At 33.4% G+C, this 23,306-nt stretch carries 24 protein-coding genes; 16 read left to right on the top strand and 8 right to left on the bottom strand.

Annotation, left to right across the window (positions count from 1 at the left end):
* Positions 1-40 precede the first annotated feature (40 nt).
* From ACKX2A_RS06510 to ACKX2A_RS06535, 6 genes are all read right to left on the bottom strand, one after another.
* Positions 41-547: a DinB family protein gene (locus ACKX2A_RS06510; protein WP_415328480.1), complete on the bottom strand. Its 507-nt coding sequence runs from the start codon at positions 545-547 to the stop codon at positions 41-43.
* 82 nt (positions 548-629) lie between these two features.
* Positions 630-1,076 (bottom strand): GNAT family N-acetyltransferase, encoded by a 447-nt coding sequence (locus ACKX2A_RS06515; RefSeq protein ID WP_415328482.1) that lies wholly within the window; start codon positions 1,074-1,076, stop codon positions 630-632.
* A 6-nt stretch (positions 1,077-1,082) separates the two neighbouring features.
* Positions 1,083-1,562 (bottom strand): nuclear transport factor 2 family protein, encoded by a 480-nt coding sequence (locus tag ACKX2A_RS06520; protein WP_415328484.1) that lies wholly within the window; start codon positions 1,560-1,562, stop codon positions 1,083-1,085.
* A 130-nt stretch (positions 1,563-1,692) separates the two neighbouring features.
* Complete coding sequence (locus ACKX2A_RS06525) at positions 1,693-2,832, bottom strand: cystathionine gamma-synthase (RefSeq protein ID WP_415328485.1); 1,140 nt, start codon at positions 2,830-2,832, stop codon at positions 1,693-1,695.
* Positions 2,833-2,918: 86 nt separating this feature from the next.
* Positions 2,919-3,245 (bottom strand): gliding motility protein GldC, encoded by a 327-nt coding sequence (gene gldC / locus ACKX2A_RS06530; protein WP_072958851.1) that lies wholly within the window; start codon positions 3,243-3,245, stop codon positions 2,919-2,921.
* 94 nt (positions 3,246-3,339) lie between these two features.
* Positions 3,340-4,326, bottom strand: coding sequence for a gliding motility protein GldB (locus ACKX2A_RS06535; protein WP_415328486.1), 987 nt, complete (start codon positions 4,324-4,326; stop codon positions 3,340-3,342).
* A gap of 51 nt (positions 4,327-4,377) precedes the next feature.
* On the opposite strand from ACKX2A_RS06535, the gene ACKX2A_RS06540 reads away from it, so the two are divergent.
* The 6 genes from ACKX2A_RS06540 (at position 4,378) to ACKX2A_RS06565 (ending at position 8,548) form a co-directional block, all read left to right on the top strand.
* Complete coding sequence (locus ACKX2A_RS06540; RefSeq protein ID WP_415328487.1) at positions 4,378-5,055, top strand: leucine-rich repeat domain-containing protein; 678 nt, start codon at positions 4,378-4,380, stop codon at positions 5,053-5,055.
* Between the two features lie 52 nt (positions 5,056-5,107).
* Entirely contained in the window at positions 5,108-5,563 is a 456-nt protein-coding gene (locus tag ACKX2A_RS06545) for a GNAT family N-acetyltransferase (protein ID WP_415328488.1), read from the top strand.
* 59 nt (positions 5,564-5,622) lie between these two features.
* Positions 5,623-6,414 (top strand): NAD(+) synthase, encoded by a 792-nt coding sequence (nadE, locus tag ACKX2A_RS06550; RefSeq protein ID WP_415328490.1) that lies wholly within the window; start codon positions 5,623-5,625, stop codon positions 6,412-6,414.
* Positions 6,415-6,497: 83 nt separating this feature from the next.
* Positions 6,498-6,995 (top strand): ribonuclease domain-containing protein, encoded by a 498-nt coding sequence (locus tag ACKX2A_RS06555; protein ID WP_415328492.1) that lies wholly within the window; start codon positions 6,498-6,500, stop codon positions 6,993-6,995.
* Between the two features lie 171 nt (positions 6,996-7,166).
* Positions 7,167-7,472: a barstar family protein gene (locus ACKX2A_RS06560; protein ID WP_415328494.1), complete on the top strand. Its 306-nt coding sequence runs from the start codon at positions 7,167-7,169 to the stop codon at positions 7,470-7,472.
* Positions 7,473-7,756: 284 nt separating this feature from the next.
* Positions 7,757-8,548 (top strand): hypothetical protein, encoded by a 792-nt coding sequence (locus ACKX2A_RS06565; RefSeq protein ID WP_415328496.1) that lies wholly within the window; start codon positions 7,757-7,759, stop codon positions 8,546-8,548.
* Positions 8,549-8,835: 287 nt separating this feature from the next.
* On the opposite strand, the gene ACKX2A_RS06570 is transcribed toward ACKX2A_RS06565, so the two are convergent.
* Positions 8,836-10,149: a T9SS type A sorting domain-containing protein gene (locus ACKX2A_RS06570; RefSeq protein ID WP_415328497.1), complete on the bottom strand. Its 1,314-nt coding sequence runs from the start codon at positions 10,147-10,149 to the stop codon at positions 8,836-8,838.
* A gap of 212 nt (positions 10,150-10,361) precedes the next feature.
* Here ACKX2A_RS06570 and ACKX2A_RS06575 point away from each other — a divergent pair, with 212 nt between their 5' ends.
* The 5 genes from ACKX2A_RS06575 to ACKX2A_RS06595 all read left to right on the top strand — a co-directional run bounded on the left by ACKX2A_RS06575 (position 10,362) and on the right by ACKX2A_RS06595 (position 16,735).
* On the top strand, positions 10,362-11,954 hold the full coding sequence (locus ACKX2A_RS06575; protein WP_415328499.1) for a helix-turn-helix domain-containing protein: 1,593 nt from the start codon (positions 10,362-10,364) through the stop codon (positions 11,952-11,954).
* Positions 11,951-13,081 carry a hypothetical protein gene (locus ACKX2A_RS06580; RefSeq protein WP_415328500.1) on the top strand — a complete coding sequence of 377 codons (1,131 nt, stop codon included), beginning with the start codon at positions 11,951-11,953 and terminating at the stop codon, positions 13,079-13,081. The genes ACKX2A_RS06575 and ACKX2A_RS06580 overlap by 4 nt, the downstream gene beginning before the upstream one ends.
* Before the next feature lie 265 nt (positions 13,082-13,346).
* Positions 13,347-15,962, top strand: coding sequence for a T9SS type A sorting domain-containing protein (locus ACKX2A_RS06585; RefSeq protein ID WP_415328502.1), 2,616 nt, complete (start codon positions 13,347-13,349; stop codon positions 15,960-15,962).
* Positions 15,963-16,140: 178 nt separating this feature from the next.
* Positions 16,141-16,464, top strand: a complete 324-nt coding sequence (locus ACKX2A_RS06590; RefSeq protein ID WP_415328504.1) for a Crp/Fnr family transcriptional regulator — start codon at positions 16,141-16,143, stop codon at positions 16,462-16,464.
* A 25-nt stretch (positions 16,465-16,489) separates the two neighbouring features.
* Complete coding sequence (locus ACKX2A_RS06595; RefSeq protein WP_415328506.1) at positions 16,490-16,735, top strand: helix-turn-helix domain-containing protein; 246 nt, start codon at positions 16,490-16,492, stop codon at positions 16,733-16,735.
* A gap of 66 nt (positions 16,736-16,801) precedes the next feature.
* Here the strand turns inward: ACKX2A_RS06595 and pafA are convergent, their stop codons facing one another.
* Entirely contained in the window at positions 16,802-18,448 is a 1,647-nt protein-coding gene (gene pafA / locus ACKX2A_RS06600) for an alkaline phosphatase PafA (protein WP_415328508.1), read from the bottom strand.
* A 114-nt stretch (positions 18,449-18,562) separates the two neighbouring features.
* Here pafA and ACKX2A_RS06605 point away from each other — a divergent pair, with 114 nt between their 5' ends.
* From ACKX2A_RS06605 to ACKX2A_RS06625, 5 genes are all read left to right on the top strand, one after another.
* Positions 18,563-19,303, top strand: a complete 741-nt coding sequence (locus tag ACKX2A_RS06605; protein WP_415328510.1) for a hypothetical protein — start codon at positions 18,563-18,565, stop codon at positions 19,301-19,303.
* The gene (locus ACKX2A_RS06610) at positions 19,290-19,832 is read left to right on the top strand and encodes a GNAT family N-acetyltransferase (protein WP_415328511.1); all 543 of its coding nucleotides are present in this window, start codon (positions 19,290-19,292) and stop codon (positions 19,830-19,832) included. The genes ACKX2A_RS06605 and ACKX2A_RS06610 overlap by 14 nt, the downstream gene beginning before the upstream one ends.
* A gap of 75 nt (positions 19,833-19,907) precedes the next feature.
* Positions 19,908-21,617, top strand: a complete 1,710-nt coding sequence (locus tag ACKX2A_RS06615) for a S41 family peptidase (protein WP_415328513.1) — start codon at positions 19,908-19,910, stop codon at positions 21,615-21,617.
* Positions 21,618-21,838: 221 nt separating this feature from the next.
* Entirely contained in the window at positions 21,839-22,492 is a 654-nt protein-coding gene (locus tag ACKX2A_RS06620; RefSeq protein WP_415328515.1) for a TetR/AcrR family transcriptional regulator, read from the top strand.
* Positions 22,493-22,565: 73 nt separating this feature from the next.
* Positions 22,566-23,303: an SDR family oxidoreductase gene (locus ACKX2A_RS06625; protein WP_415328517.1), complete on the top strand. Its 738-nt coding sequence runs from the start codon at positions 22,566-22,568 to the stop codon at positions 23,301-23,303.
* Positions 23,304-23,306 lie beyond the last annotated feature (3 nt).

Raw genomic sequence — 23,306 nt, forward strand, 5'->3', positions numbered from 1 at the left:
ATTAATAAGCTAATTAAAATTAATTTATTTTTTACCTGTCTCATCGCAACTTCGGCAAATATCTTTCCTCAATAATATTCAAATGGTGAATATTGTGACCTACAATCAGCTTTCCTATTGTTTCGGCAGAAATTTGATTTCCATTAGCTATTCCAATATTTTTTAAAGCTGATGAATTTGCGGTTTCTAATAAAATCTGAGAAGATTTTCTCACCAGTTGATATTCCTCCAACAAAGAAGTCAAACTTCTTTCATTGGCAAAAGATTGATCTGCATACAATTCCTCATCAAAACCTGGCAGTTCATTTTTATCTGCTCTTGCGAAAGCTAAAATTCTGTATTGAAAAACTCTTTCTGTATCCGATAAATGCAAAAGCAACTCTTTCAAAGTCCATTTTCCTTCTGCATAAGCAAAAATTGATTGTTCTTCTGTAAGTTTAGAATAGATTTCAACGGTTTTTTCACCCGATTTTTTTAATTCTTCCAGCCAATTCTCTGATGGAATATTGTCTAAATATCTTTGAACGTATTTTTGAAAGTCAGTCATAATTTTTTAAATTTAACAATTTATCAGTCTAATAATGTAACAATATTGGTAAACTGTTAAATTATTACATTGTTACATTAATTTATTTATTCGTCCATTCGTAGAAATTCACCTCATCGTAAATTTCGAAACCGCAAGCAGGATATAGTTTGTTTCCAATATCGTTGGATTTTCCTGTTTCAAGAAGAATTCCGGCTGCATCGGTAAATTTTGCCAGTTCTTTAGATTCTTCAATCAATTCTTTTGAAAAGCCTTTTCCACGATAATTTTCATTCACATATAAATCGTTCAACAACCAATAACGCTGTATTCTTGTGGATGAAAACAATGGATATAACTGAACAAAGCCAACCAATTTCCCTTCATTTTCGGCAACAAAAATTTCAGAATCGTTGTTTTTGATTCTTTCCGTTAGAAATTTTTCTGCGGCAGGAATATCAGAACTTTTATGGTAAAAAACTCTGTATTGATCGAACAATTCGGACAATTGTTGTATATCCTGAATGGTTGCTTTTCTTGTATTTTTCATAGTTAATTATAAGTGATGATCATAGCTTAGGACACGTTTCATTTTCCAGTCTTTTCCGTCTAGTATCCAGAGAATGGTAAATTTTGCGCGGCTTCCTTTATTCCATTTTCCTTTGTAAAATTCAGCAAAATCGTGCTCTCCTTCCTGAATAAAAGCATATAAAACATTGTTGTTGTACAAGGGATATACTTTCATGCTGTTGGGAACCAGTTCACGTTTTACTTTATTGGGTCCGCCACAAATATTATTTTTAATGGAAGCTGTAAAAGCCGCTTTTCCAGAAGTAATCCCACCTTTGTCGTGGTAGAATTCTAAATCATCGCTGATGATAGAATCATAATGAGAAAGGTCACATTTGTTAAATCCGATATCAAATATCAGACTGTCTAATTTTTTCGCTGTTTTGGATAATTCATCGGTATTTTTTACCTGAGAATATGCAATTTGACTTAAAATGAATAACAATAAAATCTGAATCTTTCTCATTATGGTTATTTTTAAATAATTCTTTAAAGCTAATTTTTTAACGCAAAGTTCGCAAAGATTTTTTGACTACTATACGTTTTTAAGTTCGCAAAGGCGTTTCACTTAACTAAGCTCGCTAAGATTTATTCTATTAAGAAAAAGCTCTTTCCAAATCTGCAATCAGATCTTCTGCATCCTCGATTCCAACACTTAAACGAACTAAATCGTCGGTAATCCCAAGTTCAGCACGTTTTTCAGCTGGGATGGAAGCATGAGTCATCAACGCAGGGTGATTGGCCAAAGATTCCACTCCACCCAAAGATTCAGCCAAAGTGAAAACTTTTACTTTTTCTAAAAACTTGATCGCGTCTTCTTTTTTCCCCGATTTGAAAGTGAAAGAAACCATTCCTCCGAAATCTTTCATCTGAGATTTTGCCAATTCGTATTGTGGGTGAGATTCTAATCCCGGATAAATCACTTGAGCAACTGCAGGATGAGTCTCAAGATATTTTGCCACAGCCATTCCATTTTCTGAATGTCTCTGAACTCTTAACGCCAAAGTTTTAATTCCTCTCAACACCAAATAAGAATCGTGAGGTCCTAAAATTCCACCACTCGCAAACTGAATAAAGTGAAGTTTTTCTCCCAATTCTGCATCTTTTGCCACCAAAGCTCCCGCGATAACATCAGAGTGACCTCCTAAATATTTTGTAGCGGAATGCATTACGATATCCGCTCCCAAATCGATTGGTCTTTGAAGATATGGCGTTGCAAAAGTATTATCAACTGCAACCAAGATATCTTTTCCTTTTGCAATTTCTACAACCGCTTTAATATCAACTAATTTCATTAACGGGTTTGTTGGAGTTTCCACCCAGATTAATTTAGTTTTATCTGTAATGACATCGGCAATTTTAGAAACATCATCAAAATTCACGAATGTAAATTTCAATTGATATTTTTCGAAAAGTCTCGTGAACATTCTATAAGTTCCACCGTATAAATCATCAACTGCAATTACCTCATCACCAGGATTTAATAATTTTAAAACACAGTCGATAGCAGCCAAACCAGAACCAAAAGCCAGACCTCTTGCTCCGTTTTCGATGCTTGCCAAAGAGTCTTCCAAAGCCTGTCTTGTAGGGTTTGCCGCTCTTGAATATTCGTAACCGGAATGTACCCCCGGAGATTTTTGTGCGAATGTAGACGTTAAAAATACAGGAACGTTCACAGAACCTGTTGCAGATTCGTGGTGTTGTCCTCCGTGAATAACTTTTGTATTAAAATTCATAATTTGTATAATTTACCAATATAATAATTTACCAGTTTACCAATGATTGATACATTGTTAGACTGATACATTGTTACATTTATTATTTACATTTTTATTGCAGATTTTATCGCAAATTCCTCAGCCATTTGCTCGATCCATTGTGCCACATCTTCCTCTCCTGTTGCTCTTTGATAAGTGTTTCCTAGAGAAACGAAAATCTGATGCATGAACATTTTCATTTGGTCAACAGGCATTTCTTTTGTCCAAAGATCTATTCTTAGGGCTTCCATATTTTTTTCGTCCCAAACGGAAATCATTACAGCCTTCGTTTCTTCTTTTTCAACTCCACCATCCTGAGCATTCCAAGTCATTGTTTCCGGGATGTGGTTTTCATCCAATTCTACATCTATCGTAATCTGAGTTTTTCTCATAACTTTCTATTTATTTCTAATTCTATTTTTAGCTGTTGGCTTTTTGCTTATTGCCTATAGCTTAATTCTAATTTTAAAACTTTCTTCGAGACTATTATTCTGCCAACTTCGGCTTATATCCTGATTGATTAAAAATAACCGTTGCATCCATTTTCAAGAAATCCAGCAACTTTGTATCCGGCTTTTGCTTGAAATAAGCCTTACAAATCTGCCACCCTGTGAAAATTCCGATTTGTGGTGAGGATTCGTTATCAATTTCAGTATAAAATTTTGAAAACGGACCAGGAGAAAGAAAACGGTCTTCCAATCTATGGTCGTCTCCGAAAAGAAGATTATTTTCAACAAAATAATTCCAGATATTCGCTTCGTTGGAAACCGCCCATTCGTATTGTTTTTGAGTATAATTAATTTTTAAATACTCTGGATAATCCGGTAAAAATGCGTCTTGAAGCATCATTATTTTTCCATTCAGAATCATCATATCGATGAATTTTTGATGATCTGGAGATTCTTTTACGATTCCTTCCGCAAAAATTTGTGACACTTTCGGGACAATATTATTCGGATTCATAGACTTCTGGAAATACATTTCCAAACCTTTATAATTCGGATTTCCCTCTCCCATAAAGCCAGTGATATCGATGAACAAGAGATTTCCTTTTTCATCATAAAAAATAGGATCCTGCACCATCTGTAAAGCCGATGAAAACAAAAATACTTTCGGACTTTTGAATTTCGGGAAATAAAACTTGATATGTGAAAACAAATCCTGAAGATCACTCTGAAGTTTTTTTTGATCTATCTTCCCGATTGCTTCTTTATAAACAGAAACTTCTTTCGAATCTACTCTTCTTTTTCCGAAATCCGCGTCAGAAACTGTTCCCTGAAACCATGGAAACCGGGCTTTAAATTGCTCCAAAGGAACATTCTGATCATAAAATTCTTTTGAAATATCTGTGATCTCAACCTTTTCGGCAGGGTTTTTGACTTCAACCTTCCATTGATTTTGAGATTCTTTTTTACAAGAATTTAAACCCAAAACTAATACTAAAGAAAGCGCAGTAATTTTGAAAATCTTCATATTTTTACATGAAATTAAAGTTTACAAAAATAATGAATTAAAGATAATTTAATGATGAAAAAGAAAATAATTACAATCCTTTGTTCCTTGTTCGCTGTGTCCCTTTTCAGCGCGCAAAATTTAAAATTTACCGATAAAAATTTCGAGAAAGCCGTTCTTGCTAATTATGATATTAATAAAGACGGCGCAATTGATAAATCCGAAGCAGACAGAGTTGTTAATTTATTCGTATCCAACAAAATACAGGTAAGATCTGCGGAAGATATTAATCTTTTTAAAAATGTACAGACTGTCGTTTTAGATGGTTCTATTTTAATTGGTGTTGATTTGAAAGACCTCGATTATCTTACACTTTTTTCTTGTGAAGCATGTAATTTGTTAACATTTAAAGCAGAAAATCTTAAAAATTTAACTTCTTTGTATCTAACGGGAAATAAATTGACGGGCATTTCTTTGAAAAACACACCTGCTATCAATGAATTGGTGATTGCTTCGAACGGATTGGGATCCATTGATGTCACTCAACTTAAAAAATTGGCAACTTTAAATATTGCAGATAATCAAATTAAAAATCTTGATGTTTCTCAAAATCCTGAACTTCAATCTTTAAATTATAATAATAACCCTTTAACGGAACAAAATATTAAGCGAGGAAAAGTAATTAATACCTCTACTCCAGTAAGTTCCGGAGGTTTTCCTCAAAGACCAAAAGATGTTAATAAAAACTAAACGACTGATTTTAAGAAAATTCGAAGAAAGCGATTTTGAAAGAATGTTTCTCATGGATTCTAACCCAGAAGTCATGAAATATATTGGTGTTCCAGTTCTTACGGATATCAACGAATCTAAAAACGTTATTAAAATGATTCAGCAACAATATCAGGAAAATGGTATTGGAAGATTAGCCGTGATCGAAAAAGAAAGTAATTTATTAATTGGCTGGAGCGGATTAAAATTATTAACCCAAGAGATCAATGGCTATAAAAATGTTTACGATCTCGGTTATCGCTTTCTCCCAGAATCTTGGGGTAAAGGTTATGCTTTGGAAGCTGCAAAAGCTTCTCTTGATTTTGGTTTTAATGATTTAAAAATTGATACCATTTATGCTCATGCTCACTCCCAGAATGACGGCTCCAATCATATTTTAAGAAAATTAGGTTTCGAAAAGACAGACGAATTCACCGAACCGGACGGAATTTGCTTTTGGTATGAATTAAAACGCGAAAAATTTCTTTAAATACTTACTAAACTTTAATTTTGAACATTCTAAATTAAAACAGACTAAAAAATATAAACATGCAGACACAAAAAGTAATAGATCATATTGTAAGCTGGCTGAAAGATTATGCTACGAAAGCAAAAGTAAACGGATATGTAATTGGAGTTTCGGGAGGTGTAGATTCCGGTGTGGTTTCTACGCTTTGCGCAATGACAGGACTTGAAGTTTTGCTTCTGGAAATGCCAATCCGTCAAAAACAAGATCAAGTAAACAGAGCGCAGGATCATATTGAGGATTTAAAGAAAAAATTTCCGAATGTACAGGCAAAAACAATCAATCTGACTCCGGTTTTCGAAAGTTTTGAGAATGTTGTACATGATCATGTAGAAGGAAGATGGAGCAATAATCTGGCTTTGGCCAATACAAGATCGAGATTTAGAATGTTGAATTTGTATTATTTTGGTCAGCTTCACGGGCTTTTGGTTTGCGGAACCGGAAACAAAGTAGAAGATTTCGGAATCGGTTTCTACACAAAATATGGTGACGGCGGTGTTGATGTGTCGCCCATCGCGGATCTTTACAAAACTGAGGTTTATGAATTGGCAAGAGGCCTAAATTTAATTGAAAGCATTCAAAATGCCATTCCGACGGACGGACTTTGGGACGCAGAAAGAACAGACGAAGATCAAATCGGTGCAACATATCCTGAATTGGAAAAAATTCAGAAAGAATATGGAACAAAAACTGCCGAAGATTACGAAGGTCGCGATAAAGAAGTTTTTGAAATTTTCGACAGAATGCACAAAGCTGCAAAGCATAAAATGGTTCCGATTCCGATCTGCGATGTTCCGGAGGAATGGAGAAATTAATGTAACAATTTACCAATGTAATAATGTAACAATTAATGGTAAACCGTTAAATTGCTAGATTATTACATTTAAAATTTTAATTTATGAATGGTAAAACAAGATCTCTGTTTTTCATCTGTTTAGGACTTCTTTTTGGAATGTCTGTGATGTATGTTTATAATAATTTTATTAAAGACAAAAATCCGGCTTCGATAAATAAAGCTACTATTGAATACGGAACAGTAAATGATTCCGGGAGTTCTCCTTCTCAACAATCGATTGATGAGTTAACGAATGAGAAAACGGTGATTAATTATGTTAAACAAAATCATCAGCTTCCTAGTTATTACATCACAAAAAACGAAGCCAGGCAACAGGGCTGGAATCCTTCGAAAGGAAATCTTTGCGAAGTTTTACCAGGACGTGCAATTGGTGGAGATAAATTTAATAACAGAGAAAGAACGTTGCCTCAAGGAGAAAAATATTTTGAAGCAGATGTGAATTATCATTGTGGAAGCAGAAATGCAGATCGAATTATTTTCACGAAAAATGGAGATGTCTATTTAACGAAAAACCATTATAAGAGTTTTGAGAAGCAGTAATTGTCATTGTGAGGAACAAAGAAATATCCAGTAAATATGAAGGTAGGTTTTATTATAGTATGACCAATAAAAATAATACAACTCTTTATACCGGAGTGACTTTAATTGAGATTTCTTCGTCGCTTCACTCCTCGCAATGACCTAAGCTCACTGATTTAAAAATAAAAAATTATGAAAACAATATATATAGATTTTACAGACATCGGAGATTACGAAGATTTCTATGCTCAAGTAAAAGAAAAACTTCCGCTTCCGGAGCATTTTGGAGATAATCTGGATGCACTTTCTGACGTTATCACAGGTGAGCTGGAAATGCCGCTTCATATCGAATTTGTGAACATGACTGTTGATCAGTTAGAAACTTTCGAAGATCTTTTAATTACTCTGGAAGATGCAGAAGATGAGTTGGAGGAATCTTTTACATTCACCTATTTTCTAGAGCAATACGATGATGAAGAGGAAGATATCGAAGAATAATTTAAAAGAAATAATATTATAAAAGCTGTCAATTTGTGACGGCTTTTTTATTTAAACTAAAAGCATAAATTTTAAATTAAAAACTTCAATGAAATTTAATTACCACAAAATATATTCCTGCAAATTTTTGTTATTAACGAAATAAATATTATTTTAAAATTATCAAATTAACAATAAAATATGTTTTTTAATAATAATTATACATAAAATCAATTGAAGTAAAGCAATAAAAATCAAACCAAAGGGAAATAATCTATACTTTTGCAATTCATTAAAAAAACAACATGAAAAAAATTCAATTATTTCTTTTAGCCTTTTTGGGCTATCAATTTCAAATGTATGCACAAGTAGGAATTGGAGTATCAAATCCAAACTCGAACGCAGTTCTAGAACTGAGCAGCAGTAGTAAAGGTTTATTACTTTCAAGAGTTGCATTACTGGCAACCAACAATCCTTCTCCCCTCAGCGCTCATGTCGCAGGAATGGCGGTTTACAACACCGCAACAAATACTTCTGTGGCAGCAAATCCCGTTTATCCCGGAGAATATTATAATGACGGAACACAATGGGTGAGAAAAATTTCTGCTTCGGAAACAAAAATGATTGCGGGTGGAACAATCACCGATCAAGTTCCGACAACATCCGTAAATATAGCGAGCAACAGCGTTTACAGCGAATCTGTTTTGGCAACAGTGGCCAATTTCGTATTGGATAAACCATCTTTGGTAGAATTTAGCGCCAATGTTTCAACAGATTTTACGACAAATACTGACGACCCTTTAACAGATGGTGCTGTAAAAATGGCACTTACTTATTTTAGTTTTACAAATGCTCCGGCTGGAATTACGACCAATACAAGATTTGGTAACAATTCTCTTTCTTACACCAATTCCTCTTCCACAGGAACTGTTATTAGCGGTTACTTTTATATGGCTCCCCGAGCAACCTTAAATTTACCTGCCGGAACATATTCTGTCGTTTTAAGAGGTGGGGGAGCAAGTAGTACAGCTTATAAATTAACTTTCGGAGGTGGTTCTTATGACAATATTCAGATAAAAGCTACTCCTTTAAAATAATTTTAATCTTTATTTTAATTTATCAAAACTTTGGGAGCTTAATCCCGCCTTCTTCTATATATTTTTAGTTACGGGCTCCTGAACATTCGGTCCTAAACCTTCAGTTTATGCTCTGCTCATAACCAAAAAGGATGTCGCGGCAATGAAGGTTAGAGTTGTAGTTATCCATCTAATCATTTCAGATATAGTTTAAGAAAACTAGACCATATCTTATAAAACAAAACTCGCAGGTTGTGCACTGCGAGTTTTTGGTCTAAGTCATTAAGTGTATTGCCTAATTTTATTTTTTACTGTTTTATGAATTTAAAACTCTGTGAAACTTCCCCTTTCACAAATAATTGTAACACATAATTCCCCATGGATAAAGACGATACATCAATCTGACTCTCAACAGACGACAACGTCCTTACCTTTTGACCGACCATATTATAAATTTCTGCCTTTTCAATTTTTTCTTTTCCTTTAATATAAATGATATCTTTCACCGGATTTGGGTAAATAGATATATCTTTTTCTTTTTTAATACTTTCATTTGTTGCAAGATATTGGGTGATATCAAGATAAAACACCACAATCTGACTTGATGAGTTCATCCCAATTCCTGCAATCTTTTTTCCATCCTGAGAGATTGCTAGTGGAAGAGACATCGTCACTCCATTGGTCGCAATTCCCAAACCGGTTGCATAATCATTTAAATTCACACGTCCCCCTGCCGCTGTCCATATAAAGCCTTCTCCAGCCATTGGCGGTCCGGGTGAAGGTCTAAAAAAGCCAATAACCGTTCCGCCATTCGCGGAAATTCCCGTTGCGCCACCTCTGAAGAAGGCAGAGGAATTTGGATGTGTTATATATGTAAGTCCGGAAGTTGAGTTCCAGACATAAGGATTTGGCATTGCCGATCCTATTATTGTATTTCCATCAGCCGAAACATCACCTGCTTCACCTACATTATCACCATTATTATCTGTAATAAAGCTTTCTATACCATTTACCCATCTTGCACCGCTTCTCGTTCCATCAGTTTCGTCTTGCCAACCAACGATTACCGTTCCATCGGCATTCACAGCATTTGCTCTTGAACTTCTTCCCGCAATAATACTTCCAAGATCCACCATTCCGTTTGCAGCGTCCCATTTTACAGCATGAGCATTGGCTGCAGTAAGCCAACCTAAACCTACAATCACATTTCCTGTTGAGCTCATTCCCCAGGTAGAACTTACACTTCCGTCCCAACCGGTAGGAACCAGTCCTCCCTGATTTGTCCATGTAGAATTCCCGACATTGTACGTTGCAATTTCATTGAAACTTGTTGTTCCGTTTGTAATCGTAGAAGCAATCTTTGTCCCGTCGTTTGAAATCACCGTTCTTCCCGCCTGAGGATATCCATTGGTAAGAGCTCCGATCTGAGAAATTCCGTTGGTCGCATCCCATTTAAAAATTCCTCCTCCGCTGGTGTGCATACTTACCACACCGTTATCTGATACACCTCCTACTGTATAATTTCCAACTGCCATTACCGTCAATTGAGCATCCATTACAGAAGCATTGAACAAGAAATAAGCAGCTAAAATCTTAAATGATGTTTGGTAAATCTTTTTCATACTTTCTTTGGTTTAATATTTTGAATTGGTGGAAACAATATTAATATTATATTTACCTTTTCAAAAGCTTTTGACTTACAGAATTCGTGAAATTTAAAAGAATTAAAAAATTAAACAACTAAAAATCAATATCATACAAAAACTCTACTTTGAAGACAGATTTTAAGAAGATTGAAAAAAATCAACATAAAAGCGTTCTTTTAAAAAAAAGAATGTTGAAAAAAACGACCCAAATATTGCTTTTTCTGCTGTGTTCGGTTTTTATGAAAGCACAATCTAGTCCTGACTTCGGCATCTTGGCAGACAAAGCTTTTCAGAAGATCTATCAAAATCCGGACGATTGCATCAATTATTCTTTGAGCATTCTGATCAGTGATCAAAATAATGAACATAAAATTGTTTTAAGAAACATCATTTCTCAGGCGTATGCAATGAAGGGTGATTATGTACAATCGGTCAATATTTCGAGCCAAAAAGAAGAATCAGGCGAAAAGGAAACCCTCTCCTACTTCATGCAGATGTTCACAGAATACAATCTGGCAGACCAGTATCAGAATCTGGATTTATATAATCAGTCACAAAGAATTATTTCTAATCTTTTAAGTGATATTAAACTACTTAAAAGTGACAATAAAAAAACAAAAATAATTGTTGCAAAACTCTATCAACTTCAGGCACTCAATTTTGGAATCAACAGGAATACGGTATCTGCATTAGAAAATCTTGATAGAAGCAATCAGTTTCTTGATAATCAAAATGAGGAAAATAAAATCATTGGTATTGAAAATAGACTTTTCCGGGCTACATATTTGCTAAGGCAGAATAAATTAGAGGAAGCAAAAGGCATCGTAATTAATGTAATTTTAGATCTCGAAAAGGAAAAAGACCAACCATTTTTAACAGCTTTAGCTTATGAAAATCTTTCAAAATACTATTTTTTTAAAGGAGATTACAATTCAGCAATAGAAAATTTAGAAAAAGGACTTTCAAAAATCGAGAATCTGCCTTTTAATAATTTAAAAATGAAGATTTATGAATCGTTATCTAAAAATTATTTTGCCATTCATAATGACGAAAAATACCATAAATACAATAAACTATACAGCGAAATCAGAACAAAAATCGACGCCAGTACCAAAGAGGGGATTCGATATATTGTAAAACTGGTTGAGAGTTCACAAAACAAAAGTCTTGAATTTCAAAAACAGAATCAGGTTAATAAATTTCGAACATTAGTTTTAATTTTTTCTCTAATTATTATTTGTTTATTAATTTATTTCTTAAGCCTAAAAAGCAAAAACAAAGACTTAAAAAAACAATTTGATTTCTTTGAAAAACAAAAGAAAAAGCAAAAAACATTTCCTGCAAATATTGATGTTCCGAAAGAGGAAAAAATTATTACAATTGATAAAATCATAGAAAAAGATTCTAACAAAATTTCAAAAGAAAAAGAAGATGAAATCCTTCAAAAATTGGAAGAATGGGAAGAATCTGATCAATATTTAAGTAAAAACATGTCACTTTCTATGCTTTCTGCTCAAATGGGAGTTAATACAAAATATCTTTCTGAGGTTATTAATAATAGTAAAGGGAAGAATTTTAACGGATATATTAATGAATTAAGAATCAATCATATTGCACATCTATTAAAAACAGATCCAACATATCTAAATTATAAGGTTAGCTATCTTGCAGAATTCTCAGGATTCTCATCTCACAGCGCATTTACAACGATTTTTAAATCTGTAACAGGAATGTCACCCAATGCTTATATTCAGGAAATCAGTAAAAACAGAACATCATGAAATTTGTATTAAAAATCTTAATAAGCTTATTAGTGATCTGTCATATTTCAACATATGGACAAAAAATTTCGGATGATTCTTTATTGAAAAATGCACGTCAAGAAATTTACAACAATCCTGAGCATACAATCATAATTGCTAAAAATTTGCTTAAAAAGGAGAAAGATATCAACCAATCAATCTCACTTTATATGCTTCTTTCTACAGCAAATATTGCCAAACGTGATTTCGATGAATCACTAAAATATATTCTAAAAGCCAAAGAATTAGCCACAAGGTCAAATGACCTTAAAACACAAACAAGTGTCTTAATTTCTGTTGCCATTCAGTACCAACAAATGGAATTATTCAGCAAAAGTCTGGAAACCCTGAATGAAGCTGATGAATATTTGGTAAAACTTCCTGATGGATTGTTTGAAAAAAATATTGAAACAGCACGTAGTTACGCCATTCGTGGTATGATCTATAAAAGTCAGTCTAATTCTGAAATTGCGCTTGAAAAATTTCTAAAGTCTATTGAAAGCTTTAAAAAAGTAAATCCGAGATCGGGAACTTACGCCAATATTAGTGTGGTTTTGTACAATATTGGTTATTGTTATTTAAATCTTAACCAAATTGATAAAGCGGAACAGGCATTTTTACAATCTATTGACTACGCAAGGAAAAATCAGGCGAAAAGTCTCGAAGCTTTTGCACTAAAGGGAATGTCGGAAGTTTACAAGCAAAAACGCAAAAATCAGGATGCCTTGAATATGTTGATTAAGGCGGAAGAACTTTCACAAAACACCAACGATCTTGTTCTGAATGAAGGAATTTATAAGGAAATGGCAGACAATTATTTAGCCATAGGAAATCAAAATTTGTATCAGGTTTTCAATAAAAAATATTTTGAAATGCGTTTCAAAAGAGAGCAAAATGAGCTTAACTCTATTAATCAAGCAATAGATAACCATAATAAAGAAACTTTAATTAAAAGCGAGGAAATAAAAAATAGTTTTCATTATTGTCTTGCTGCTTTAGTTGGATTCGGAATATTAGTTATTGCTGTACTTTTATCATTTATTTTTAAAATTAGAAACAAAAACAAAAAATACCAGAAAGAAATTCAACAAATGATTCATTCCTGATAATTTTTTCCCAAAGAAAGCACATTTAGATATTTTAGAAAATTTTCAACCAAATATCAAAATTTAATTAAATTTATTTTTAAAACAAGCTTAAGCTGATTTTATTTTTGCATTTCAAGATTTATTCAACAAATAAAGATTATTTTAAAATTGATTTTTTCACAAAAAAAATGCAAAAAATTGGTTTTTAATTTGATTTTTTGAAAAAAAACCAGAAATTTGCAAAAGATATCCAACTTGGATTTCGAAAAACAACACACATACGATGAAAAACAACACTATCTGCAGATGGCTACTCATGCTTTTCTGCCTACTTTTTGCAAATGCAAAAGTGAATGCTCAGTACACGAGTGTTTATAACAATGTAACTTACACTTCAACTCAGCCTTACAACTTAAATGTAGTTTATTTTGTTCCGAATGATGTTCCGTTGGATACTACGTATAAAAAAAGACTGAGTGAGATGTTGATTTGGGCACAGAATTTTTATAAGCAAAATATGATTGCTAATGGATTTGGTCCTAAGACTTTTGGGCTGTACAAAGAAGCTACAAATCCGAATAATGTTAAAATAATTGTCATACACGGTACTCGTCCTATCCTTTCTTATCCCTATGAGGATATGACAAATATTCTACAGGAAGTTAATAGTTATTTCACCAACAACCCTTCACAAAAAACGGCAGCAAGATCTTTAATTTTTACAGCTGGAAAAAATTCAAACTCCAATGTCGCATTTGTTGGGCTAGGCTTAAATTGTTTCGCAATTGACTATCCTGGATTTGACTTGCAATATCTCAATATTGTTGGTGTGGCAGGCGATTTTCTCAGAAGTCGATTCGGCGGGATGCTCCATGAACTTGGGCATGGTCTTGGTCTTCCTCATTCTCATCAGACAATCACTGAAAATAATGATCCTACTAAAGGTATGAATTTGATGTTTGCCGGTAATGGTACTATCGGGACAATTACACCTACATTTATCAATCGTGCAGGATGTGCTTTTTTGAATAACAGTGAATTATTTTCCAGTGCTCCGGGCGGCACTTATAGAAATGGAAATACATCAAGAATTACAAGTCTTAATACTTCTTTTGACAATGGTAATTTGGTAGTTACCGGAACATTTGAATCCAATAGAACAGTGACTGATGTAAATATTTATCAGGATCCTTTTGCTACGCCAAGTGCAGGATATTATAAAGTTGCATGGTCTGTAAAGCCTGTTGGAAATACATTTACTGCAAGTATGCCAGTAAGTGATCTGGAAAATATTAATTCACCTTATAATTTACAGATTGATCTTATATTAAATAATGAAGAAACCAGTTTCTCTTATTATCCATTTAATTATAATAACGGAATTCCCGATTTTGAAAATAGTACTTTTGTAGGAGAATCAATAACTTTAAAATCTGCGGCTCAAGGAGTTGGCTATCAATGGCAATATAAGACAGCTACAGGATGGGAGAATTATAATGATGGTTCATCATTCTATGGTAATTTCTCTGGGACAAAAACCAATACCCTTACAATATCGAATGTTTCAAGTGCTTATGTAAATAGTCCCGATACCTCTAGATTGGCTATAACACAGGCGAATGGAAGTATTATTTATTCAACTCCTCAAACTTGGTATGTTTACAACATCGAGAGTCAACCGACGCCGATGACTTACACCTGTGTGGGAGGAAGTGTACAACTTAGTGCTCAAGCGACAGGAACTGATTATCAATGGCAATATCAAACTGCTGATGGAGCCTGGGCTAATTTTCAGGAGGGAAACATTCCCGGATATGCAACATTTTCAGGGACGAAAACAAAAACATTAACAATCTCAAATATTTCAGGAGTATATGCAAATACAATTGAGAAAGCAAGATTGTTAGTATATGGAAAAAATGGTCGATATAAGCCTACCAATACCGCACAATGGCAAATAAATAATGTAACCATTACGAATCAACCACCAGTATCGCTGGTAACAGGAGTTAACGGATCCCTAACAATATCTGCTTCTGCTTCTGGTGCTTCAAATTATCAGTGGCAATTTCAGGACAGCAACGGAAACTGGAACAATTATACCGAAGGAGCCGTAAGCGGATATGCTACTTTCTCAGGAACAAAAACTCCTACATTAACGATTTCAAATATTTCAGGTGCGTATGTAAATCCTGAAAAATCAAGGTTACTGGCTATCGGAGCAAGAGGCTGTACCGCAGCATCCAATCCAGTAACCTGGAGAGCAGACAATGTATCAATTACCAAGCAACCAGCTGTTTTAACTACAGGCTGTGTGGGAGGAACATTAAGCATTCCGGTAGAAGCCTCACAAGCAGTATCTTACCAATGGCAGTATTTAGGATCTGACGGAATTTGGCGCAATTACACTGAAGGAACTATAGCCGGATATGGAACATTTACTGGAACTAAATCTTCCACTTTAACGGTCTCCAATATAGGAGGAATATATACGAGCCATGATGAGTTAGCAAGACTTCTTGTATACGGAACAACCGGATATAATATAGGAACCATTACAACCGTTTGGAAAGTCACAAATTGTACAGGAAAAACTGTTACGACCTCAAAAAATAATAAAAGTATTACCGACAAACCTGTAAATGAAATTGATAGCAAGGATTCTCAAAGTGTTTATCCAAATCCCGTTCAAGATGAATTGAATGTAAATTTAGGTTCAGGGAAAAACAATTATTTAGTACAAATTTACAATGCTGCAGGACAGATGATCTACCAAATTACAACTTCTGAAAGAACATTAAAAGTTCCTTTCTCTGATAAGCCTACAGCAAATTATCTGGTTGTTATAAAAAATACCTCAAATGGTTCATCAAAATCATTTAAGGTGATTAAGAAATAAATTAAACCCATTAATTTTAATCATAATGAAACCCCCATTTTATAATGCGGGTTTTTCTTTTTTTATATCATTTTAATCATTAAAGAAAGAAATTTATGAGGCATCTATGTGGTATTAATAAGTTTTTAGTCGATACCTTTATTTATTACTTTTATGATTAATTAATAATCCCCTATTTATGATCATCTGTGAAAACCTATTGTTTTCTCATGGAGCAGAACTGCAAAACTATAATTCCGGCGAATATATCTTTGAAGAAGGCAGTATCCCCCGATATTATTTACAGATAAAATCCGGTACCGTAAAAATGAGCAGCTTCCTGGAAGATGGCAAAGAATTTATCCACGGAATTCCTTTTGAAGGACACTGTATTGCAGAAACTTACCTGTTTCATGATAAAAAATATGCACTTAATGCCATCGCAATTAATGATTGCGAAATCATTAAACTCGAAAAAAAAATTAACAGAACTATTGCGGGGAAATCCGGAAATTACTTTTAATCTGTACTCTTACACAGCCGACAGAATGCATTACAGATATCTTACTTCTGCATCTTTTTCTTTTCAGGATCCTTTAACCAAACTTAATACTTTAATGAATCATCTTAAGAATTATTTTGGTTATAGCGAGAAACTTTCTTTTCCCATCCCATATACAAGGCAGCAACTGGCATCTCTTACGGGTTTGAGAATAGAAACCGTCATTCGAACTATCAAAAAAATGGAGCGAAACAAACTGGTAAAAATCGACAATGGAAAAATTTATTATTAAATTTCAATCAACAAAAAAATCCTTAACAATAACGTTAAGGATTTTATATTTTACATTATAATTGAATTACTTTCCAATCGCTTCCGTAATAGGATTTCCAACATTTCCACTTGGGAACTGGATCTTTAGCAGTGAAGAAACTGTAGGTGCAATATCTGTCATAAAATACTGCTTATTGCTTTCACCATGCTGAATTCCCCATCCCATGAAAATCAACGGAATATGAGAATCATAAGAGTTCCATACACTGTGCGTTGTTCCTGTTTTTGAATATGGAGGAAGCATAGAATCGTGAGATATCAACTGAATATCTCCACTTCTCTGTCTGTTGATTCCATTGATGATTCTTTGTTTAATTGGTTCAGGAATAGAAGACTGTGCCACTTTCGTTACAGAAACCGCATATAAAACAGTCGGATCTTTTTCCAGTTCTTTAACGGTGAAATCTACAACATCATCCAACTCGATTTTATCGTCTTTCAGTAATTTTCTATCAAAATAAATCTGATAATTATCGACAGCATTGATTAATTTATCGACCCCAAATTTATCTTTTAATTTCTGATTAATATCTTTCTGACTGTTCTCTCCAAAGAAACCTGTCGGAATTTTATGCTCCTGTAAAAATCCTACAGAATGCGCTCCACCGTGATCTGCAGAAAGGAAAACCGTGTACTGCCCTTTTCCCACTTTAGAATCTAAATAATTGAAAAACTGAGCCAGATCCTGATCCAATCTTAAATAAACATCTTCAACCTCAATAGAATTCGGCCCAAATTTATGTCCTGCATAATCCGTGGAAGCCAAATTAATTGCCAACATATCCACAATATCGTCACTACCCAATTTCTCCCCTTCTACAGCCGCTTCAGCCAACTTCAAAGTCAAAGTATTTCCGAAAGGCGTGTAACGGATATTATCTTTTTTAGCCTGATAATCAGCCGCTAAGTTGCTGTAAGGAAAAGTCGGCGTTTTGGCACTTCCCAACAAGCCTTCCCAAGAAGAATTGTCCGGTGCACTTTCCGTATACTGATTGATCGGAAGCAAAGTATTCCAACCATTGGCAACCAATTTATCCGGTAAATTCTGAGAGTTGAAGGATTTTACCCATTGTGGCAAATCATTCATGTACCAAGTACTTGTAATGAAATCTCCCGTAGAATCATCAAACCAGAAAGCTCCGTTTGGCGTGTGACCAGCTGGTAAAATTGAAGCTCTATCTTTCAATGAAACTCCAATTACTTTACCTTGGAAATTTGTACCCAGTCTCAATTCGTCTGAAACTGTTGTCGACCAAAGGTTTTTTGGAGAGTGACTTCCTACTTTCGCATTGGTTGTTCCAACCGGTTTTACGCTTTCGTCTGTTGTACAATATACATTTTGCCCCGTTTCTTTATCCGTCCAGTCGTTACCGGCAATTCCGTGTATTGCAGGAACCGAACCCGTATAAATACAGGTATGTCCCAAAGCTGTCACCGTAGGAACGTAGGGAATATGAACATTATTTAAAGAATACCCTGTATTCAAAAGCCTTTTGAAGCCGTCGTTACCATATTTGTTGTAAAAACGGTATAGATAATCCCACCTCATTTGGTCTACCACCAATCCAACTACTAATTTTGGTCTTTCTAACTGAGAATTTTTATTCTTCTGTGCATTGATTGTCATTACGGACAGGAACGTAGCCGCCGCAATAGAAATTTTCCTAAGCATCCAGTAAATTTTTATTGAGGACAAATTTAAGGGTTTTGAAAGTTTTGGTGTGTGAAATTATAATTAATTTTGGTAACTTCATTTATTGATAAATATTAAAAATTAGAACAATTGATGAAGATATTTCTATTCACTATAATATTACTCTTTATCACTTTAAAATTATCAGCACAAATAGTCAAAGATTTTAATTGTGATGATTTTACACTTGGCATTGAATCTAACACAAAAAATACTATTGAATTTTTTAATAAAGAAAGATATTTTGAATTGATAAAGGATAGCATTCCTAAAAGCAAGAGTCCAATTGTTGTTGAAAATAAAAGTTTAAATGAAGAATTTCAAAAAAAGTTTCCGAATTCAATTACAGAACACTGCATTCATTCTAAAGAATTTTCGCAAGGAATTGTGGATGAAACATCATTTTGTAATAATAAATATAAAATTTTCTTAATTTCTAAGGAATATAATTTTTACATCTTTAAAATTCAAGCATTTGAAATAGATGATTATTTAATTTTCAATACAAATGATAAAACAATTTACTCCTCACATCATTATCCGACAATTATAAATAATGGAAAATTGATCTTTGATATTGGATATTCATACGGATTAAACTCTTTTAAATATTATAAATTTAACAACAATAAAGTAGATTACACAGAATTGTCAATTCCACTTCAATACCAAATAAAAAACTATAATATTGTAAAATCATTTAACGGTATCAAACTGATTGCTGAACTTAGAAGATATAATATAAAAGAAACAACACCAAACAAATTTGAGAATGACAAAAGCGATTTTTGTACTAAATTCATAAATATTTCATTGTCTGATGATCGAAATTAAAAAGCTAGAAAAACTCAGCTCCAACACAACTTTAAAATGGGGTTTCAACGGTTACGAAACCGATAAAATCTTCGCCGTCTCCACCATCGAAATCGGAAACTCTTTTGAATTTAATCTCAGAGAAAAAAATCAATATTATAAAAAAATTTGGGAGACAAATAATGAAGATATTGCTGATTTAAATGAAATTATTCAACAGGGAAATTCTTTCGGAGCTTTTGAAGATGGTGAATTAATCGGCTGGGCGATCTGCGATTACAGAGAATGGAATAACAGTCTTTTCATTGAAAATATTTTAATCACTGAAAAATTTCGCGGACAAAATATCGGAAAATTATTCATCAAAAATATTAACCGAAAAGCAAGAGAACTGCAATGCAGATTGGTCGAATTGGAAACTCAAAACACCAATTATCCGGCTATAAAATTCTATCAAAACGCAGGATTTACCATCACAGGAATCAACACAAAATTATATAAAGATTCGACCGAAACTGCTTTATTTATGAGCTTTGATGTGTTGATTTAAATATGACTCCTTCATTAATGATAATAAATATTTTTATTGATATATAAATATTATCTTTAAAAATTACTTATTATTATGAAAAAACTTAAAATTTTTATACTATTTTTCTTATTTCAGCAATTTATTTTCGCTCAGAAAAATCAATATTCAGATTTCATTAAAACATGGAATTTCATTAAATATTATCATCCCGATCTCGCCAGCAGAAAAATGGATGCGGATAGTCTGTTTTTAATCAATATTGAAAAGATAAATTTAAAACAGGATTTTAATGAAATTATTAAACAATTAACACAGAACTTAAACACCAAGTTTTCTGCAGCACCCATTATTGAAAATCAAAAAGACATCCTTTCTGTCAATCAAAATTTCGATTGGTTTGAAAAGAATAAAAAAATCAGTCAAGAAAATAAAAATTTGCTTAATGATATTTACAAGAATCGCTTTAATTACGAACTTTTAAAAGAGGGACAATCGATAAGCGACGAGAAAAAATATATGTTTCCGAAAGAAGAAAACCTTCCATTGGGATACAGATTATTAACGATGGCAAAAATTCAAGGAATTGTAGATTATATTTTTCCGCACAAATATTTGATGGATAAAAATTTCGATTTTTACTTTAATATTTTGTTAGACGAAGCTGTAAAATCACCTTCACGAAAGGATTTTGAGATTGTTCTTGCCAAAACGGTTTCGCAATTTCAGGACAGTCACGCCTTTGAATTTTACCGCCAATTGAATTACAGAGACCAAATTTTATTCTCCTCTTCTTATTATTCACCATTCGATTTTCAGATTGTAGATGATCATTTGCTGGTAACAAATCTTATTTTCCCTGAAATTTGTACTAAAGCACAGATTAAAGTTGGTGATAAAATCATGGAAATTAATGGAAAAAGCATTCCGCAAATCATTAAAGAGAAAAGCAAATTACTTTCTGTTTCCAATCATCAAAAACTGTTGTTTGTTCTTTCAAAATATGAAAACAATTTGATTTGGCCGGATCATCTTCCAAAGAAAATTTTAAAGGTAAAATCAGGTTCTAAAGAAATTTCCACAGAAATCTCATTAATTGGTGCAACGGAAAAATCACAAGTTGCTATTCTTTCCAATTATATTAATAACAAAAACCGCAAAATACAAAACCGAAGTTTGATTGATAAAGACATTGCATATTTTAAAACAGATGGAACTCTGGACTTTATTAATAACGTTGATGATAATAAAATAGATCCAAAAATGGACAGTATTTTGAATAGTGCTTCACAGAAAAGAGTCATCGTTTTCGATATGAGAGGTTATCCGGATTGGGGCGGTTTTGTGTATCATTACATTTATAAATATTTTTCACCAAAAGAAAATTATTTCGGAAAATATTACAAACCTAATCCGAAAAATATCGGCACTTTTGTCTACAAAGATTACGATTATTTTCCAAGCATTGAAAACAAAATAACTCATATTTACAAAGGAAAAGTCTTCATTCTGGTAAACCCGGATACAAGAAGCGCGAGTGAATGGTATTCTATGAGTCTGCAGAAAATTTTCCCGCAATCTTTAACAATTGGTCAACAAACTTCCGGAGCAGACGGAGATCTCGTCAAAGTAAACCTTCCGGGAGATTACATTTTGCCATTCACAGGAAACGGAATTTTCTATCCTGATCATTCACAAACTCAACAAACCGGAATTCGAATTGATGAGTTGATAAAATATAAAGATCAGGATATCCTCGACAAACACGATCTCGAATTTGAAAAGGTTTTGAATTCTGTTAAATAATTTTACTCTTAATTTTCACAAAGTTTGTCATCCTGAAAGGATCTAAATACTCTAAAGATTTGTGCATAGATCCTTTCAGGATGACAAACTGAATGATTGTTTTTTCAGTCTTCTATTTTTATCTTAGATAAAATCCTTGCAGCTTTGAGAAAAAATTAAATAAAATTTTGTGCCTTCGCAAATAACAAACAAGTCAAAAACTTTATCGACAAAAACTATAAATGATATTTGAAATTTTATTTTGTACCAATCAGTACAATTATATATCTTTGTCTCATCAAAATAAAAAAATGGCAGGAAGACCAAAAATATTCGACGAGCAGGAAGCGATCCAAAAAGCGACCGAAGTCTTTAGAAATAAAGGCTACGACACAGCTTCTGCAGATGAATTGTTGGAAGCCATGGGAATTGGAAAAGGTAGTTTTTATCTGGCTTTTAAAGGTGGAAAACAGGAATTATATGTCCGATCAATAAAACAGTTTGCTGAAAATTTCAATAAAAAAATTGCATTGGCAATTGAAAATTCAGAAGATCAGATTGAGTTTATCAGACAGTTTTTTTTTATGCTTGCCAATGCTGAAGATTGTGATATTGAGAGAGGCTGTTATCTTGGAAATGCTTTGGTTCAGCTATCTGAAAAAGATGAAGATATCAAAAAAATAACAGCAGAATTGTTGAGAGGTTTACAGAAAATTTTCGCTAAATCTATCAAAAAATCGCAGGAAAACGGACAATTGAAAACACAAGAAGACACCGAAATTCTGGCTTGGCATTTAACCAATTTATGGAATGGAATTCATGTCACAAGACGAATGGAAAGCTCTCCGGAAATCCTTCGTTCAATGATTGAAATGAATCTTAAGCTATTAGAATAAAATTTTTTATCATATTTTGTACCAAATAGTACAATATTTAAATTGAATATAAATCAAACAAAAACAAATTATTATGAACATTACAAACAACACAATTTTAATTACTGGCGGAGGTTCAGGAATCGGATTAGAAATTGCAAAAGCATTAAGCCCGGCGAATAAAATCATCATCGTTGGAAGAAACAAAGAAAAACTGGACGCTGCGGCGAAAGATTTAGAAAATGTTTTCACTATTCAGGCGGATATTACGAATGAAAGTGATGTTAACAAATTGTATGAAGAAGTAAAAACTACTTTCGGAGATATCAATATTCTGATCAACAATGCAGGAAATGCTTATGTGTATAATCTTGCAACAGACGGAGATATTTATAGCAAAGCAATGGCAGAATTCACAACAAATTACTTCGCGCCTCTTCGATTGACAGACAAATTTTTACCTTTATTAAAAGAACAAAACGAAGCAGCCATCGTGAATGTTTCTTCCATTGTAGGATTCGTTCCCGGTTCGCATCTTCCGACGTATTCGGATTCCAAAGCGGCGCTTCACTCGCACACAAGATTGTTGAGATATGAACTGGCAAAAGAAACCAACATCAAAGTTTTTGAATTGATGCCACCTTTAGTTGCCACAGATTTCTCCGCAGAAATTGGCGGTTTGGAAAACGGAATTCCGGCTTCAGATGTTGCCAATGATCTTGTAAAAGCATTGCAGGAAAACATTTACGAAATTCGTGTAGGAAACACAGGTTTAATTTACGATAATTTCTTTGCAGCTACAGAAGGCGCTTTCGCAACTTTCAACAACTAAAAA

It is taken from the genome of Chryseobacterium sp. MMS23-Vi53, from assembly GCF_047651245.1.
Lineage (GTDB): Bacteria > Bacteroidota > Bacteroidia > Flavobacteriales > Weeksellaceae > Chryseobacterium.